Raw genomic sequence first — 16,940 nt, forward strand, 5'->3', positions numbered from 1 at the left:
AGCCCCGCCTTCGATTCGACGGCGGGGCTTTTTTGTCAACGGTGCCTCGGCTTCTTGTACGTCCTCTGGTTGCCGGGCCGGTAGTCCGGGTCCTCCTCCTCGTCGTCCTCGTCCTGTTCGTCGTGGTCCACTTCGTATGCGTCGTCATCGGTGTCTTCCGACTCCTCCGGAAGGTCACGACCGCCACGTCGGCCACGCCTGCCAACATGCACACGACGCGCCGAGAAGTGCGTCTCTTCATCGTCCTCGATATCCGACGCGTTGTCGTCCCGGTCGGAAGCGTCTTCCTCCGACGCACCCTGCTCGTCGACCTCGTCGAAGTTTCGCTTCCGGTTAAGACTGGTCTGAATCCTGTTCGATATCGCAATCGTCACGCGATGCTGAAGCGCCACCGCATCGGCATAGCGTTTGGGCTTTGTCGGCGGCGTCGCGCGTACCCGCTTCTTCTTGTTCTTCTTACCCCTCTTCTCCGGCTCCTCTTCCTCCTCCGCCTCCCTGCGCTTCAGGTCGGACGCGACGAAGGCGTCCATCTCCAACCCCAACTCGGGCGGTAGCCATGGCGGCCGGTGCGACGCAAACGCCAACATCTCGCGCTCGACCCACAAATCGTCGTCTTCGACGTCCTGCGCAGCGCTGAGCGTCTTTTCCTCTTTCTCGACCTCCGATAGCCGTCGGGGCATGGTGCCGCCCGCTAACGTGCCGATAAAAGTACGCGCGCCGCCCATGTCCGTTACCGGACCGGCACTCGACAACCAGTCGTCTTCTTCCTCTTCTTCCGGCTGATAGCTGGCGAACTGGTTTTCCCAATCCGCGCGCGACGTGGTCTGATCCTTGTCCTGATCGAACAACCGTAGCGGCCTGTCGCCATATCCCGCACGACGAAGAATCAGATACGCATAGGCGCGACTCACGCGCCCGTTGGTATCGTGCAGCGGATGCAGCACACTGATTTGCTGCTGAACCCGCGCCGCCAGCCGGGCAATGTCGTTTTCCTTTTCCGTCTCGGGATCGATCCGGCGACGTCCTTTCGGTTTGGGCTTCGGGGCAAGAATGGCGTCGAACGCCTCCTTGCTTTGCGCGAGCAGATCACCGAGTGCCGATGCCTTGTCTTCCTGCTGGTAACTCACATTGAACAGGCCCTTGTTGCCTTTACCCTTCGCGCTCGTCACCGAGAGGCCGTGGCCGGTCAGCGTCTTCCTCTCCGGCGACGTCAGTCGCACCGGTGCGCCCCAGAATGAAGGGTCGTCGTCCTGCGTGATGAATTCGACTTCGCTGCGGGTCTCTCCCGCCAGACGCGCTGCCACCGTACGGAATCCGTCGATCGACCAGATATCGATGCCATTGTCGGTAATGACGTCGTGCCATGCCTGCGCGGTCTTCTTCCCGTACGGGAACGCAAAGCTGGCGTCGCGCTGCCCCTCCACGGTGCCGCCCGTACTGTTGGAGATGAACCACGACTGCGTGCGCTGATCCACGTCAACGTCGCCGAGCCGTGTGAGCCACCGGTCGTTGCTGTTGAGCAGCGCTTCCTGACTTTGCTTAACGGCATCGATCTGCGAGGTCGACTCGCCTTGCTCGACCATCGTCACGAGCCGTGTGACGCCCGCCCCGTAGTTGCCCTCCTCAACGGTGAGCACCTTGAACGTCGCACTCGCCCGGAAGACGACCTCCCGTTGTCCGTGCCCGATATCCGGTGCGACGGGGCTGATCGGAATACCGTTCATGCCCTTGGCGTAGATGCGATAGCGATCCATCGGATCGCCTTTCTTCTTCATGCCGCCCTTCGAAAACGCGACCGTACCGCCGGCGGACTCGCTTGCGCTCAGTGGCGTCCCCTGAGTAAAAAGTCTGCCCGGCTGGAGCGAATCGTTTCTCGGATAGGCGGCGTAAAGGGTGCCTTCGATGGGCGCAATCCGTGCGAGCGTCGAATCCAGCAACGCGATGTCGTCGCCAGCGTGTCCCGGGTCGTGGCTCTTGGCCGAGAGACCGATATCCATGCCCACGTTGTTCTTCTGCACCCCCGTAGCCGGCGACGCCCACTTGGTGAGAACGTCCAGCGCATTCCTGTCGCGCCGCGCATCCAGATGCTTATAGAGCTGCTCGCTTCGCTGACGCAGGAACGGATGATCCTCGACCAGTTCGTCCCTGTCGGTCCAGTCGATGGACGACACCTGACTGTATTTCGGCGGTTTGTACGGTTCAGAACCGAGCGCCTTCCCGCTTCGGATGTCGACGATCGTCTGAAGGTATTCACCCTTATCGTGCAGCCCCGCCTCCTCGCCTATGGCACGGGCGTCTCCCCGCAACGCGGCGAGATGACTGTAAAGCGCGATGAGGTAGTCGTTCGTGGCGTCCGAGGTGTGGGTGACGAGGTCTTTCAGCTCGCGCATCAGCACCTTCGGATTGTTCCGGTTCCGCAGTAGCAGCCGCTTCTGTTCGGGCACGAGGTTGTCCCACGTCGTGAAGTCGACTGTGGACAAATGCTCCTCGAATTCGCCCGGTTCCTCAGGGTTCCAGGGCTGCTGCGCTTGCTCCGACTCCTCTTTCGCAGGCGGAAAAATCGTCTGAAAGTGGCTACTGATGGCGGCCTGATGTTTGCCGACGTCGAAGCGCGACGTCATCGGAATGGCCCTGGCGGCCTGATCGAGCAGACGGACATCGTTCTCGGGGTACTGAGGCAGAACAGGCGCTTTGGCACCCCGGCGTCTCGGCGGCTTCGGCCGGAACGGCGCCAGCATGGCCCAGGCCAGTTCGATGTTGTCCGGCAGTGTGATCTGCTCTGTGGCGTTTTCGGCAGCGATCCATGTCCGCCGAATCTCGTCGAACGTCAGCGCACTGACGTGCTTGAGCTTCGTCAGAAAGGCGTCTTTGGTGTACTGGCGCTCGACGTCGGCCGAAAAATTGATGACGCGCTGGATGGGCGCAGGCGCTGACGAAGGCGGGGGCGGCGAAGCGAGCGCTTGCCGCTGCGCCACCGCGCGGGTGCGCGGGCTGGCGTCGATGGTGGTACGCATTTGCGCGTGAGCGCGGCTGATAGGGCGATTATCGACGAGTGCGGGCGTCGCGGCGGATGCATCACCGACGACCGGCACGCCCTCCTGGCGCACACTCACCGCTGGCCTTCGTGCCTTCGCCCCCTCGCTCATCGCTGCCCCGTGTCATTCGTGCATTTATCGAACAACGGCTTCTGTGCTGCGCGTGCCTTCGTCGTGCGGCTCGCCCCTTCATCGGGGCGAGCGGGACTGCTTGGTGCTTCCTGCGTGCTTCCTGCGTGCTTCCTGCGTGCTTCCTACATACTTCCTGCCTACTTACTTCGTGCGGCCGTAGTCGTCCTGGAAGCGGACGATATCGTCTTCACCAAGATACGCGCCGGACTGCACTTCGATCAGTTCGAGCGGCACGCGGCCGGGGTTTTCCAGGCGGTGCGTCGTGCCCAGCGGAATGTACGTCGATTGGTTCTCGGTCAGCAGCGTCGTCGTGTCGCCGTTCACCACACGCGCCGTGCCCTTGACCACAATCCAGTGCTCCGAACGGTGGAAGTGCATCTGCAAGCTCAGCGAAGCACCCGGCTTCACGACGATCTTCTTCACCTGGAAGCGGTCGCCCACGCAAATGCCTTCGTAGTCGCCCCACGGCCGGAACACGCGCTGATGGAATACCGACTCCGAGCGGCCTTCGGCGATCAGCGTCTCGACCACGCGCTTGACGTCCTGCACGTGATCCTTCGATGTGACCAGCACGACGTCCGGCGTTTCCACGATCACGAGATTCTCGACTCCGATGGCCGCGACCATCCGGCTCTCGCCACGCACATAGCTATTCTTCACGCCGTGCGTCACGACATCGCCGATCAGGCTATTGCCGTTCTCGTCACGCTCGGCAATCTCCGCAACCGCCGACCACGAGCCGATGTCGTTCCATCCCAGACCGTCGGCATCCACCACGGCGGCGCGCTTCGCCTTCTCCATGACGGCATAGTCGATGGAGTCCGACGGGCACGCTTCGAGACTCGCCTTGTCCAGACGGAAGAAGTCGATATCCACCGCGCCCCGCTCCACCGCCGCTTTCACCTGCTTGAGCATCGCCGGGGCGAGACGTTCGAGTTCGTCGAGATACGCCGACGCCTTGAACATGAACATGCCACTGTTCCAGTAGCAGTTGCCAGCGGCGATGAGTGCTGCGGCCTTGTCGGCGTCCGGCTTCTCGACGAACTGGTCGATGTTGAAACCGCTCGCGCACACTTGCGTGGAGGCACCGCGACGAATGTAGCCGTAACCGGTGTGCGGGGACGTCGGCGGAATGCCGAAGGTGACGAGATAGCCGTCGTCGGCGAGTGTCTTGGCCGCACGCACCGCTTCGAGGAACTTGGCCTCGTTGGCGATGGCGTGATCGGAGGGCAACACGAGCAACGTGGCGTCGGCGTCCTGACGCAGGGCAACCAGCGCCGCCGCCGCGACCGCCGGTGCGGTGTTGCGTGCCACGGGTTCGAGCACGATAGCGCCCGGCGTCGTGTCGATCGCGCGCAGCTGTTCGGCCACGAGGAAGCGCTGCTCGTTATTGGAGATGATCAGCGGTGCGGCCACGCCGTCGAGCGCACCGACGCGCTTGACCGTCTGCTGGAGCAATGTGTCCGAACCGGCGAGCGCGAGATACTGCTTTGGATAGCTGGCTCGCGACAAAGGCCACAAACGTGTACCACTACCGCCGCACAGAATTACAGGAGTTATCGCCATATTCCGGTTCGTAGAAAGTTACGCCACATCGCTTAGGGAAGCGAAAATTATATCGTCATTTCAAAGACTTAAAACGACATTGCGATGACGGAAGGTGGCCGCGGATGGGCATCGGGGCCACGCTTTGCCGTCGCGCAAAAGAAAAGCGGCACCCCGCAAAGGGTGCCGCTTTCGTACAACGGTACAGCGATACGGCGTAGTGCCGAACCGGCGGTGCCGGCTTGCGCCAGCGCCGCCTGCGTCCGGCTTACTCTGCCGTCGGCTCTTCCACCGAAGTGGGGATCGGGGCAAATGCCTCTTCCAGAGCGATCTGGTCGTGACGCTCGCGATCCGACGATTCGCGGGCCTTGCGGGCCTTGTGATACGCCAGACCGGTACCTGCCGGGATCAGACGGCCAACGATGACGTTTTCCTTCAGGCCACGCAGGTCGTCCTTCTTGCCCATGATGGCGGCTTCGGTCAGCACGCGCGTCGTTTCCTGGAACGATGCAGCCGAGATGAACGAGTCCGTCGACAGCGACGCCTTCGTAATACCCAGCAGCACGTTCTCGTACTGCGCCGGACGCTTGTCCGCGGCATTCATGGCGTCGTTCTCGTAGAGCATGTCCGAACGCTCGACCTGTTCGCCGATGATGAAGCGCGTATCGCCGTTGTCGGTGATCTGCACACGACGCAGCATCTGGCGAACGATCACCTCGATGTGCTTGTCGTTAATCTTCACACCCTGCAAGCGGTACACGTCCTGCACTTCATCGACGATGTAGCGCGACAACGCTTCGATACCCTGCAGACGCAGGATGTCGTGCGGGTCGGCCGGGCCGTCCACGATCATTTCGCCCTTGTTCACCACCTGACCGTCGTGCACCAGCACCTGCTTTTCCTTCGGAATCAGGAATTCGTGCTGGTTGCCGTCCAGATCGGTAATGACCAGACGCTGCTTGCCCTTCGTGTCCTTACCGAACGACGTCGTACCCGTGACTTCGGCCAGAATGCCGGCGTCCTTCGGTGCACGCGCTTCGAACAGTTCGGCCACGCGCGGCAGACCCCCGGTAATGTCGCGAGTCTTTTGCGCTTCGGTCGGGATACGTGCGAGCACTTCACCCACCGGCACTTGCTGACCATCCTTGATGGTGATCAGTGCGCCGACCTGGAAGCCGATCGTCACCGGGTGATCCGTACCCGGGATCTTCACTTCCACGCCGTTCTCGTCGAGCAGCTTGACCTGCGGACGCACGTTCTTCGACGCCGGACCACGACGCTTCGGATCGATCACGACCAGCGTGGACAGACCCGTCACATCGTCGATCTGCTTGGCAACCGTGACACCTTCCTCGACGTTCTCGAACTTGGCGAAACCGCCGTGTTCGGTAATGATCGGGCGCGTCAGCGGATCCCACGTACCCAGTTGGGCACCGGCCTTGACCTGTGCGCCATCCAGTTGCAGCAGCGTCGCGCCGTACGGCACCTTGTGACGCTCGCGCTCACGACCGTGATCGTCCGTGATCAGGACTTCACCCGAACGCGAGATCGCGATCTGCTCGCCGCGGCCGTTCGTCACGTAACGCATGGTTGCCGTGAAGCGAACCGTACCGTTCGACTTGGCTTCGATCGACGAGGCCACTGCCGCACGCGATGCCGCACCACCGATGTGGAACGTACGCATCGTCAGCTGCGTGCCCGGTTCGCCGATCGACTGTGCTGCGATCACGCCGACAGCTTCGCCGACGTTCACACGCGTACCGCGACCCAGGTCACGGCCGTAGCACAGTGCGCACAGACCGAAACGCGTATCGCAGGTCAGCGGCGTGCGCACGCGCACTTCGTCGATACCCAGCGCTTCGATGTTCTCGACGATGTCTTCGTCGAGCAGCGTACCGGCTTCGTACACCGTCTCTTGCGTTTCCGGATTCACGACGTCAGCCACAGCCACGCGACCCAGGATACGGTCACGCAGGGCTTCGACCACTTCACCGCCCTCGACCAGCGCCTTCATCGCCACGCCGTTGCTCGTGCCGCAATCGTCTTCGACCACGACCAGATCCTGCGTCACGTCGACCAGACGACGCGTCAGGTAACCCGAGTTTGCCGTCTTCAGTGCCGTATCGGCCAGACCCTTACGTGCACCGTGGGTCGAGATGAAGTACTGCAACACGTTCAGGCCTTCGCGGAAGTTCGCGGTAATCGGCGTCTCGATAATCGAGCCGTCCGGCTTGGCCATCAGGCCACGCATACCGGCGAGCTGGCGAATCTGGGCGCTCGAACCGCGAGCACCGGAGTCGGCCATCATGTAAATCGAGTTGAACGACTCCTGATCCACGACGTTGCCATCGCGATCCGTGGTCTTTTCCTTCGAGAGCTGCTCCATCATCGCCTTACCCACGGCGTCACCGGTAGCACCCCAAATGTCCACGACGTTGTTGTAACGCTCTTGCGACGTGACCAGACCCGACATGTACTGACGGTCGTATTCCTTGACCTTCTTCGACGCTTCGCCGATCAGCTCTTCCTTCTTCGTCGGCACGAGCATGTCGTCGACGCAGATCGAGATACCGGCGCGCGTTGCGAGCTTGAAGCCCGACTGCATCAGCTTGTCGACGAAGATCACCGTCTCGCGCAGACCGCAACGACGGAACGCCGTGTTGATCAGCTTCGAGATTTCCTTCTTCTTGAGCGACTTGTTCAGCACCGAGAACGGCAGGCCCGGCGGCAGAATTTCCGACAGGATCGCGCGGCCGACGGTCGTCGGGTACAGCGTGATCTTCGGCGTCTTCTCGCCCGTTTCCGCGTCGACCAGGTACTCCGTAATACGCACGTTCACGCGCGAAGCCAGTTCGACTTCCTTGTTGTCGTACGCACGCAGCACTTCGGACACGTCGATGAACGACAGGCCTTCGCCCTTGCCGTTGATCTTGTCGCGCGTCGCGTAGTACAGACCCAGCACGATATCCTGCGACGGCACGATCGACGGATCGCCGTTAGCCGGGAACAACACGTTGTTCGAGGCCAGCATCAGGGTACGCGCTTCCATCTGCGCTTCGAGCGACAGCGGCACGTGAACAGCCATCTGGTCACCGTCGAAGTCGGCGTTGAACGCCGCGCAAACCAGCGGGTGAAGCTGAATTGCCTTGCCTTCGATCAGCACCGGCTCAAACGCCTGAATACCCAGGCGGTGCAGCGTCGGTGCGCGGTTCAGCATGATCGGATGCTCGCGGATCACCTCTTCCAAGATGTCCCACACCACCGCCGTCTGGTTCTCGACTTCCTTCTTCGCGGCCTTGATGGTCGTGGCCACGCCCATCACTTCCAGCTTGTGGAAGATGAACGGCTTGAAGAGTTCGAGCGCCATCAGCTTCGGCAGACCGCACTGATGCAGCTTGAGCGTCGGGCCCACGGTAATCACCGAACGGCCCGAGTAGTCAACGCGCTTACCCAGCAAGTTCTGACGGAAACGACCGCTCTTACCCTTGATCATGTCGGCCAGCGACTTGAGCGGGCGCTTGTTCGCACCGGTCATCGCCTTACCGCGACGGCCGTTGTCGAGCAGCGAGTCCACGGACTCTTGCAGCATGCGCTTTTCGTTGCGCACGATGATGTCCGGGGCCTTGAGCTCGAGCAGACGCTTCAGACGGTTGTTACGGTTGATGACGCGGCGATACAGATCGTTCAGGTCCGAGGTCGCGAAGCGGCCACCGTCGAGCGGCACCAGCGGGCGCAGCTCGGGCGGGAGCACCGGCAGGACTTCGAGCACCATCCACTCGGGCTTGATGCCCGAGCGCTGGAATGCCTCAAGAACCTTCAGGCGCTTGGCGTACTTCTTGATCTTGGCTTCCGAGCCCGTGGCTTGCAGCTCGGCGCGCAGATGCTCGACCTGTGCGTCGATGTCGATCGAGCGCAGCAGCTCGCGCACGCCTTCCGCGCCCATCTCGGCACGGAATTCGTCGCCGTATTCCTCGACCTTGTTGTAGTAATCCTCCTCGGTCATGATCTGGCAACGCTTAAGCGGCGTCATGCCCGGCTCGAGGACCACGTATGCTTCGAAGTACAGCACGCGTTCGATGTCGCGCAGCGTCATGTCGAGCACCATGCCCAGACGCGACGGGAGCGACTTCAGGAACCAGATGTGCGCGACCGGCGAAGCCAGTTCGATGTGGCCCATGCGCTCACGGCGCACCTTGGCCAGCGTCACTTCAACGCCGCACTTCTCGCAGATCACGCCACGGTGCTTCAGGCGCTTGTACTTGCCGCAAAGGCACTCGTAGTCCTTGATCGGACCGAAGATCTTGGCGCAGAACAGACCGTCGCGTTCGGGCTTGAAGGTCCGGTAGTTGATCGTCTCCGGCTTCTTCACTTCACCGAACGACCACGAGCGGATCTTGTCCGGCGAAGCCAGACCGATCTTGATCGCGTCGAACTGTTCGTCCTGCTGGACTTGCTTGAATAGATCGAGCAAAGCTTTCATTGCTTTCTCCTGTTGCCTGAACGCGATTAACCGCGCTCCAGGTCGATATCGATACCGAGCGAACGGATTTCCTTGACCAGCACGTTGAACGATTCCGGCATGCCGGCATCGATCACGTGATCGCCCTTAACGAGGTTCTCGTACACCTTCGTACGACCCGTCACGTCATCCGACTTCACCGTCAGCATTTCCTGCAGCACATACGATGCGCCGTAAGCTTCCAGTGCCCACACTTCCATTTCACCGAAGCGCTGACCACCGAACTGAGCCTTACCGCCCAACGGCTGTTGCGTCACCAGCGAGTACGGACCGGTCGAACGTGCGTGCATCTTGTCGTCGACCAAGTGGTGCAGCTTGAGCATGTGCATGAAGCCGCAAGTGACCGTACGCTCGAAGGCTTCGCCAGTGCGACCGTCGAACAGCGTGACCTGGTTCTTCGACTTGGTCATGCCGAGTTCCTTCGCGATGTGATCCGGGAACGCCAGATCCAGCATGCGACGGATTTCCTCTTCATGCGCGCCATCGAACACCGGCGTCGCGAACGGAACACCGTTCTGCAGGTTGCGTGCCAACGACATGATTTCGTCGTCCGACAGGCTGTCGATATCTTCTTGCTGACCGCTCTCGTTGTAGATCTTCGTCAGGAACTTGCGAAGCTCCTGGACCTTCGTGTGCGCTTGCAGCATTTCGCCGATACGCCAGCCCAGACCCTTCGCTGCCCAGCCGAGGTGCGATTCGAGAATCTGACCCACGTTCATCCGCGACGGCACGCCGAGCGGGTTGAGCACGATGTCTGCCGGACGGCCATCGGCCATGTACGGCATATCCTCGATCGGCACGATCTTCGAGACCACACCCTTGTTACCGTGACGGCCGGCCATCTTGTCGCCAGGCTGCAGACGACGCTTGACCGCCAGGTACACCTTGACCATCTTCAGCACGCCCGGCGGCAGTTCGTCGCCTTGCGTAAGCTTCTTGCGCTTCTCTTCGAAAGCCAGGTCGAACGAGTGACGCTTCTGCTCGATCGATTCCTTGATCTGTTCGAGCTGTTGCGCACCTTCGTCTTCTGCCAGACGGATGTCGAACCAGTGGTAGCGATCCAGATCGGCCAGGTATTCCTTGGTGATCTTGGTGCCCTTGGCGAGCTTCTTCGGGCCGCCATTGGCGGTCTTGCCCACCAGGAAACGCTCCAGACGCTGGAATGCGTCGCCTTCCACGATACGCAACTGGTCGTTCAGGTCGAGGCGGTAGCCCTTCAGTTCATCGTCGATGATCTGCTGAGCGCGCTTGTCGCGCTGAATGCCTTCACGCGTGAACACTTGCACGTCGATGACCGTGCCGCTCATGCCCGACGGCACGCGCAGCGAGGTGTCCTTCACGTCCGAAGCCTTCTCGCCGAAGATCGCGCGCAGCAGCTTTTCTTCCGGCGTGAGCTGGGTTTCGCCCTTCGGCGTGACCTTGCCCACCAGCACGTCACCGGCTTCGACTTCTGCACCGATGTACACGATGCCCGACTCGTCCAGACGGCTCAGTTGCACTTCCGCCAGGTTCGAGATGTCGCGCGTGATTTCTTCCGGTCCGAGCTTCGTGTCGCGAGCGACAACGTTCAGTTCTTCGATGTGGATCGACGTGTAACGGTCTTCCGCGACGACACGTTCCGAGATCAGGATCGAGTCTTCGAAGTTGTAGCCGTTCCACGGCATGAACGCGATCAGCATGTTCTGACCCAGCGCCAGCTCACCCAGGTCGGTCGACGCGCCGTCGGCGATCACATCGCCGCGCGCAACCTTATCGCCCACTTCCACGATCGGACGCTGGTTGATGTTGGTGTTCTGGTTCGAACGCGTGTACTTGATCAGGTTGTAGATGTCCACGCCGACTTCACCGGCAACGGCTTCGTCGTCGTTCACGCGAATCACCACACGGCCTGCATCGACGTAGTCGACCACACCGCCACGGAACGCCTGCACGGTCGTACCCGAGTCAACGGCCACCGTACGTTCGATACCCGTACCGACGACCGCCTTTTCCGGACGCAGGCAAGGCACGGCCTGGCGCTGCATGTTCGAACCCATCAATGCGCGGTTCGCGTCATCGTGTTCGAGGAACGGAATCAGCGAGGCTGCGACCGAGACGATCTGCGACGGTGCCACGTCCATGTACTGGATGCGGTCCGGCGTGACCATCAGCGTTTCACCGGCTTCACGCGACGACACGAGTTCGTCGGTGAGTTCGCCGCTGGCGCCGATCGACGCGTTCGCCTGGGCGATCACGTAACGACCTTCTTCAATGGCCGACAGGTAGTCGATCTGGTCGGTGACCTTGCCGTCTTCCACCTTGCGATACGGCGTCTCGAGGAAGCCGTATTCGTTCAGGCGAGCGTACAGTGCCAGCGAGTTGATCAGACCAATGTTCGGACCTTCCGGCGTTTCGATCGGGCACACGCGGCCATAGTGGGTCGGGTGCACGTCGCGAACTTCAAAGCCCGCACGCTCGCGCGTCAGACCGCCCGGGCCCAGTGCGGAAACACGACGCTTGTGCGTGATTTCCGACAGCGGGTTGGTCTGGTCCATAAACTGCGACAACTGCGACGAACCGAAGAATTCGCGAATGGCCGACGAAATCGGCTTGCTGTTGATCAGGTCGTGCGGCATCAGGTTTTCCGACTCGGCCTGACCCAGACGTTCCTTCACAGCGCGCTCGACACGCACGAGACCGGCGCGGAACTGGTTCTCTGCCAGTTCGCCGACGCAACGCACACGACGGTTACCCAAGTGGTCGATGTCGTCGACTTCGCCGCGGCCGTTACGCAGATCCACGAGGATCTTGATGGTCGCGAGAATATCGTCGTCGTCCAGCGTCATCGGTCCGAGCACTTCGTCACGGCCGACACGACGGTTGAACTTCATACGACCCACCTTCGACAGGTCGTACGCTTCTTCGCTGTAGAACAAACGGTTGAACAGCGCCTCGACCGCATCTTCGGTCGGCGGCTCGCCCGGGCGCATCATGCGATAGATCGCGATACGCGCAGCCGTCTTGTCGGCGGTCTCGTCGATACGCAGCGTGGCCGAGATGTACGAACCCTGGTCCAGATCGTTCGTGTACAGCGTCTGGATGTCCGACACGCCCGACTCGCGCAGCTTGAGCAGCACGCTTTCGGTGATTTCGTCGTTAGCGTTGGCGATCACTTCGCCGGTGTCGCCATCGACCACGTTTTTCGCGAGCACACGGCCGAGGAGATAGTCTTCCGGCACCGAGATGAACTTGGTGTTGGCGTTCTCGAGGTCGCGGATGTGCTTGGCGTTGACGCGTTTGTCCTTCTGGACAATGACCTTGCCTTCGCGATCCGTGATGTCGAAGCGAGCCACTTCACCGCGCAGACGCTCCGGCACGAACTCCATCTGTGCGCCTTCCGGCATCAGCTTGAAGTTGTCGAACACGAAGAAGTTCGCGAGGATCTGTTCCGGCGTCAGGCCGATGGCCTTGAGCAGGATCGTGACCGGCATCTTGCGACGGCGGTCAACGCGGAAGTACAGAATGTCCTTCGGATCGAATTCGAAGTCGAGCCACGAGCCGCGGTAGGGGATGATACGCGCGGAGAACAGCAGTTTGCCCGAGCTGTGCGTCTTGCCCTTGTCGTGTTCGAAGAACACGCCCGGCGAACGGTGCAGCTGCGAGACGATGACACGTTCCGTGCCATTGATGACGAAGGAACCCGTCGAGGTCATGAGCGGAATTTCGCCCATGTACACTTCCTGTTCCTTGACTTCCTTGACTACCGGCTTATTCGGCGATTCCTTATCGAGAATCACCAGACGAACCTTGGCGCGCAGGGCCGAGCAGAAGGTCAGGCCGCGCTGTTGGCATTCCTTGACATCGAACGCAGGCGTGCCAAGCAGATAGCTGACAAACTCCAGGCGTGCGAACCCGTTGTGAGAAACGATCGGGAAAATGGAGGAGAAGGCTGCTTGCAGACCCTCCGGCTTCCGCTCCGATGCAAGCGCATCGGCTTGCAAGAACGATGTGTACGAGGCGAGCTGGGTGGCCAGCAAAAACGGCACCTTGTGCACGGTCGGACGCTTCGCAAAACTCTTGCGAATGCGTTTCTTCTCGGTGAAGGAATAGTGCATTACGATCTCCGAATCACTACGCTGACGACGACGGCAGGCATCGCCAACGGGTGTTCATCGACTGAGACCAGACGTCCCCCACGGCGGGCTTGCCGCGGAGCAACGAGCTTGGTGGTTGGCCGCTACCAACCGCTGGCTGACGGCGACGGATGCCTGTGTTGCCCGTCGCCCGACCAAACTTGCCTTCTGCAGTCGCTTCAGAAGACAAAGAGAAAACCGTCACGGGCCGATGCATAACGCATCGAATACGCTTCCCGTCGCGATTTTTTCTTTGGCCTCTCGCTTACTTCCCCAGTGCGGCACGTCGGCCGCTATCGCATGTCCCTGGACTCGTTTCATTGGGCGAACACCCGTTTGAAACCGTGCATGTCACACCAGACACAGCGAAATCACTTCAATTTCAACCACTTGGCTTAGCTTCAAGCCCGCTTTCGAATTTGAAATCCCGCTTTTGGGATTTGCATCTCCTGAAAGCACAAAAAGGCTGACGACATTTCGTCGCCAGCCTTCCCTACGCGCAGAGTCGAATTACTTAACTTCGACCTTGGCGCCGGCTTCTTCCAGCTTCTTCTTGGCTTCTTCAGCAGCAGCCTTGTCGACGCCTTCCTTGACAGCCTTCGGAGCGCCATCAACCAGATCCTTGGCTTCCTTCAGGCCCAGGCCGGTGATTTCGCGGACGGCCTTAATGACGCCGACCTTGTTTGCACCGACTTCTGCCAGGATGACGTTGAATTCGGTTTGCTCTTCAGCAGCTGCAGCAGCACCGCCGCCAGCAGCACCGCCAGCGACCATCATCGCGGCAGCCGACACGCCAAACTTTTCTTCGAACGCCTTGACCAGGTCGTTCAGTTCCATAACCGACATCGCGCCTACGGCTTCGATGATTTCGTCTTTCGTGATTGCCATTTGTAAAACTCCTAGATTGTGTTCGGACCGAAGTCAGCGATCGTGTAACCGGGGAGAGAATTAAGCAGCTTCCGCTTGCTTCTTCTCTGCCACGGCAGCCAGGACGCGAGCAAAGCCGGAAACCGGCGCTTGCATGACACCCAGCAACTTCGCGAGCAGTTCGTCGCGGCTCGGGATCGAGGCCAGCGCTTGCACGCCTGCCTTGTCCATCACCTTGCCGTCGTACGAGCCGGCCTTCAAGATCAACTTGTCGTTGCCCTTCGAAAAGTCGTTCAAGACTTTCGCAGCGGCTACGGGATCCGTCGAGATACCGTAGATCAGAGGACCGGTCATCTGCTCAGCCAGATCAGCAAATGCAGTGTTTTCCACTGCACGGCGTGCCAGCGTGTTCTTCAGAACGCGCAGGTAGACGCCTTGCTGACGCGCATTGGCGCGAAGCTTCGTCAGATCGCCAACCGTGATTCCGCGATATTCAGCCACAACGATGGTCGAAGCGCCGGCGACTTGCGCCGATACTTCTGCCACGACGGCTTTCTTATCATCAAGATTAAGTGCCACGGTTAACCTCCAAAATTGACATCACCTCATGGTGATGTCGTTCCACTAACGGCTTACCGACATGTCTGGAGTTTCAACCCTCGCGCCCGGTTGCCCGCGTGCGACGGTGTGACTGCATAACTTGTTCGGGTTCGCCATCTGCGTTGGCTGGCGTATTAAGGGAGCGTCAGTGAATGCCCATTCCCGCCAACGGTCTTTGATAACCGGAAGCGTCTTCCGAAGAATCCGCTTCCGCCCAAAGTCTTTTGCTACAGGCTGTCGATCTCCAGGATCTCAGCCATCGCAGGGGACGCCATCACCCTGCGATTGCGATACTTATCGCTTAGGCCGACAGGCTGGCCTGGTCCACGCGCACGCCAACGCCCATCGTGCTCGACAGGGCAATCTTGCGCAGGTAGACACCCTTGCTCGAAGCCGGCTTCGACTTCGTCAGGGCTTCCAGCAGCGCCGAAAGGTTCTGCTGCAGAGCAGCGGCTTCGAACGAAGCGCGACCGATCGTGGCGTGGATGATACCGGCCTTGTCGACACGGTACTGCACCTGACCTGCCTTGGCGTTCTTCACAGCCGTAGCGACGTCCGGGGTGACCGTGCCAACCTTCGGGTTCGGCATCAGGCCGCGCGGGCCGAGGATCTGACCCAGCGTACCGACGATACGCATCGTGTCCGGCGAAGCGATCACGATGTCGAAGTCCATGTTGCCGGCCTTGATCTGCTCGGCCAGGTCTTCCATACCGACGATTTCAGCGCCGGCAGCCTTGGCTTGCTCAGCCTTTTCGCCTTGGGCGAAAACGGCAACGCGAACCGACTTACCGGTACCAGCCGGCAGAACGACCGAACCGCGAACCACTTGGTCCGACTTCTTCGCATCGACGCCCAGTTGAACGGCGACGTCGATCGACTCGTCGAACTTGGCGCTTGCGCATTCCTTGACCAGGGCCAGAGCGTCGCCGACCGGGTACAGCTTGTTGCGGTCGACCTTTGCGGCCAGTGCTTGTTGACGCTTCGAGATCTTAGCCATTACAGACCCTCCACCGTGATGCCCATCGAACGTGCGCTGCCAGCGATGGTGCGAACCGCGGCGTCCAGATCGGAGGCGGTAAGGTCAGGCATCTTGGTCTTCGCGATTTCTTCCGCTTGTGCGCGGGTGATCTTGCCCACCTTGTCGGTGTGCGGCTTGGCCGAACCCTTTTGCAGGTTGGCAGCCTTCTTGATCAGCACCGTTGCCGGCGGGGTCTTCAGGACGAACGTGAAGCTCTTGTCCGCGAAGGCGGTGATCACCACCGGAATCGGCAGACCCGGTTCGAGGCTCTGCGTTTGCGCGTTGAACGCCTTGCAGAACTCCATGATGTTCAGGCCACGCTGACCCAGGGCCGGGCCCACGGGGGGCGACGGATTGGCTTTACCTGCAGGAATCTGCAGCTTGATAAAGCCGATGATTTTCTTTGCCATGGTTTACTCCGGAACGAATATGTGGCGCATATTCGGGGTTGAGTCATAGCGCGCGTTCACCAAAAACGGGCTACTGACGCTCCTCGGCGACGGGTGTCACCAACGCAAAAACGCGCCGGACGTCGCGCCGGCGCATTTTATTCTTAGATCTTTTCGACTTGTCCGAACTCCAGTTCTACTGGAGTTGCCCGTCCAAAAATGGTGACGGAGACACGGAGGCGGGACTTTTCGTAGTTCACTTCTTCCACCGAGCCGTTGAAGTCCGTGAACGGACCATCCTTGACTCGAACCAGCTCGCCCACTTCGAACAACGTCTTGGGACGCGGCTTTTCAACCCCGTCCTTGATTTGCGACATGATCTTGTCGACTTCGGCTTGTCGGATCGGAATCGGACGCGTGCCCGTGCCGCCGATAAAGCCCGTGACCTTGGGGGTGTTCTTCACCAAGTGCCACGATTCATCCGTCATTTCCATCTCACACAGCACATAGCCGGGGAAGAAACGACGTTCGGTGACCTTCTTATGGCCAGCCGTAGTTTCAACAACTTCTTCGGTCGGAACAAGAATCTGACCAAAGTAATCTTGCATGCCCTCACGCGTAATGCGCTCTTGCAGTTGCTTGGCTACGCTTTTTTCCATGCCGGAGTAGGCATGAATGACGTACCAGCGCTTCTTGCTCGGTGCAGCTCCGGTATCAGACATA

The 16,940-nt window shown here is 60.4% G+C and carries 9 protein-coding genes; all 9 read right to left on the reverse strand.

The window, feature by feature from the left end:
* Positions 1–35 precede the first annotated feature (35 nt).
* Complete coding sequence (locus NTU39_RS25245) at positions 36–3,113, reverse strand: Fic family protein (RefSeq protein WP_257958825.1); 3,078 nt, start codon at positions 3,111–3,113, stop codon at positions 36–38.
* A 195-nt stretch (positions 3,114–3,308) separates the two neighbouring features.
* Complete coding sequence (locus NTU39_RS25250; protein ID WP_257958827.1) at positions 3,309–4,733, reverse strand: mannose-1-phosphate guanylyltransferase/mannose-6-phosphate isomerase; 1,425 nt, start codon at positions 4,731–4,733, stop codon at positions 3,309–3,311.
* A 247-nt stretch (positions 4,734–4,980) separates the two neighbouring features.
* The gene (gene rpoC / locus NTU39_RS25255; protein ID WP_150666801.1) at positions 4,981–9,192 is read right to left on the reverse strand and encodes a DNA-directed RNA polymerase subunit beta'; all 4,212 of its coding nucleotides are present in this window, start codon (positions 9,190–9,192) and stop codon (positions 4,981–4,983) included.
* 26 nt (positions 9,193–9,218) lie between these two features.
* Positions 9,219–13,325 (reverse strand): DNA-directed RNA polymerase subunit beta, encoded by a 4,107-nt coding sequence (rpoB, locus tag NTU39_RS25260; protein ID WP_150666800.1) that lies wholly within the window; start codon positions 13,323–13,325, stop codon positions 9,219–9,221.
* A gap of 528 nt (positions 13,326–13,853) precedes the next feature.
* The gene (gene rplL, locus NTU39_RS25265) at positions 13,854–14,231 is read right to left on the reverse strand and encodes a 50S ribosomal protein L7/L12 (RefSeq protein ID WP_150666799.1); all 378 of its coding nucleotides are present in this window, start codon (positions 14,229–14,231) and stop codon (positions 13,854–13,856) included.
* 60 nt (positions 14,232–14,291) lie between these two features.
* A complete protein-coding gene (gene rplJ / locus NTU39_RS25270; protein WP_046290062.1) occupies positions 14,292–14,789 on the reverse strand; it encodes a 50S ribosomal protein L10 in 498 nt (165 codons plus the stop codon).
* Between the two features lie 322 nt (positions 14,790–15,111).
* Complete coding sequence (rplA, locus tag NTU39_RS25275) at positions 15,112–15,807, reverse strand: 50S ribosomal protein L1 (protein WP_046290063.1); 696 nt, start codon at positions 15,805–15,807, stop codon at positions 15,112–15,114.
* The gene (rplK, locus tag NTU39_RS25280) at positions 15,807–16,238 is read right to left on the reverse strand and encodes a 50S ribosomal protein L11 (protein ID WP_039393782.1); all 432 of its coding nucleotides are present in this window, start codon (positions 16,236–16,238) and stop codon (positions 15,807–15,809) included. Before rplK ends, rplA begins: the two co-directional genes overlap by 1 nt.
* A 143-nt stretch (positions 16,239–16,381) precedes the next feature.
* On the reverse strand, positions 16,382–16,939 hold the full coding sequence (gene nusG, locus NTU39_RS25285; RefSeq protein WP_039393784.1) for a transcription termination/antitermination protein NusG: 558 nt from the start codon (positions 16,937–16,939) through the stop codon (positions 16,382–16,384).
* Position 16,940: the final 1 nt, after the last annotated feature.

The sequence above is a fragment of the Pandoraea commovens genome (assembly GCF_024704525.1).
GTDB lineage: Bacteria > Pseudomonadota > Gammaproteobacteria > Burkholderiales > Burkholderiaceae > Pandoraea > Pandoraea commovens.

What these genes read in the sequence shown, in the direction of transcription:
- rpoC (WP_150666801.1), bottom strand. Translation starts at nt 9,192, where the DNA reads ATGAAAGCTTTGCTCGATCTATTCAAGCAAGTCCAGCAGGACGAACAG.
- nusG (WP_039393784.1), bottom strand. Translation starts at nt 16,939, where the DNA reads ATGTCTGATACCGGAGCTGCACCGAGCAAGAAGCGCTGGTACGTCATT.
- rplA (WP_046290063.1), bottom strand. Translation starts at nt 15,807, where the DNA reads ATGGCTAAGATCTCGAAGCGTCAACAAGCACTGGCCGCAAAGGTCGAC.
- rpoB (WP_150666800.1), bottom strand. Translation starts at nt 13,325, where the DNA reads ATGCACTATTCCTTCACCGAGAAGAAACGCATTCGCAAGAGTTTTGCG.
- rplL (WP_150666799.1), bottom strand. Translation starts at nt 14,231, where the DNA reads ATGGCAATCACGAAAGACGAAATCATCGAAGCCGTAGGCGCGATGTCG.
- NTU39_RS25250 (WP_257958827.1), bottom strand. Translation starts at nt 4,733, where the DNA reads ATGGCGATAACTCCTGTAATTCTGTGCGGCGGTAGTGGTACACGTTTG.
- rplK (WP_039393782.1), bottom strand. Translation starts at nt 16,238, where the DNA reads ATGGCAAAGAAAATCATCGGCTTTATCAAGCTGCAGATTCCTGCAGGT.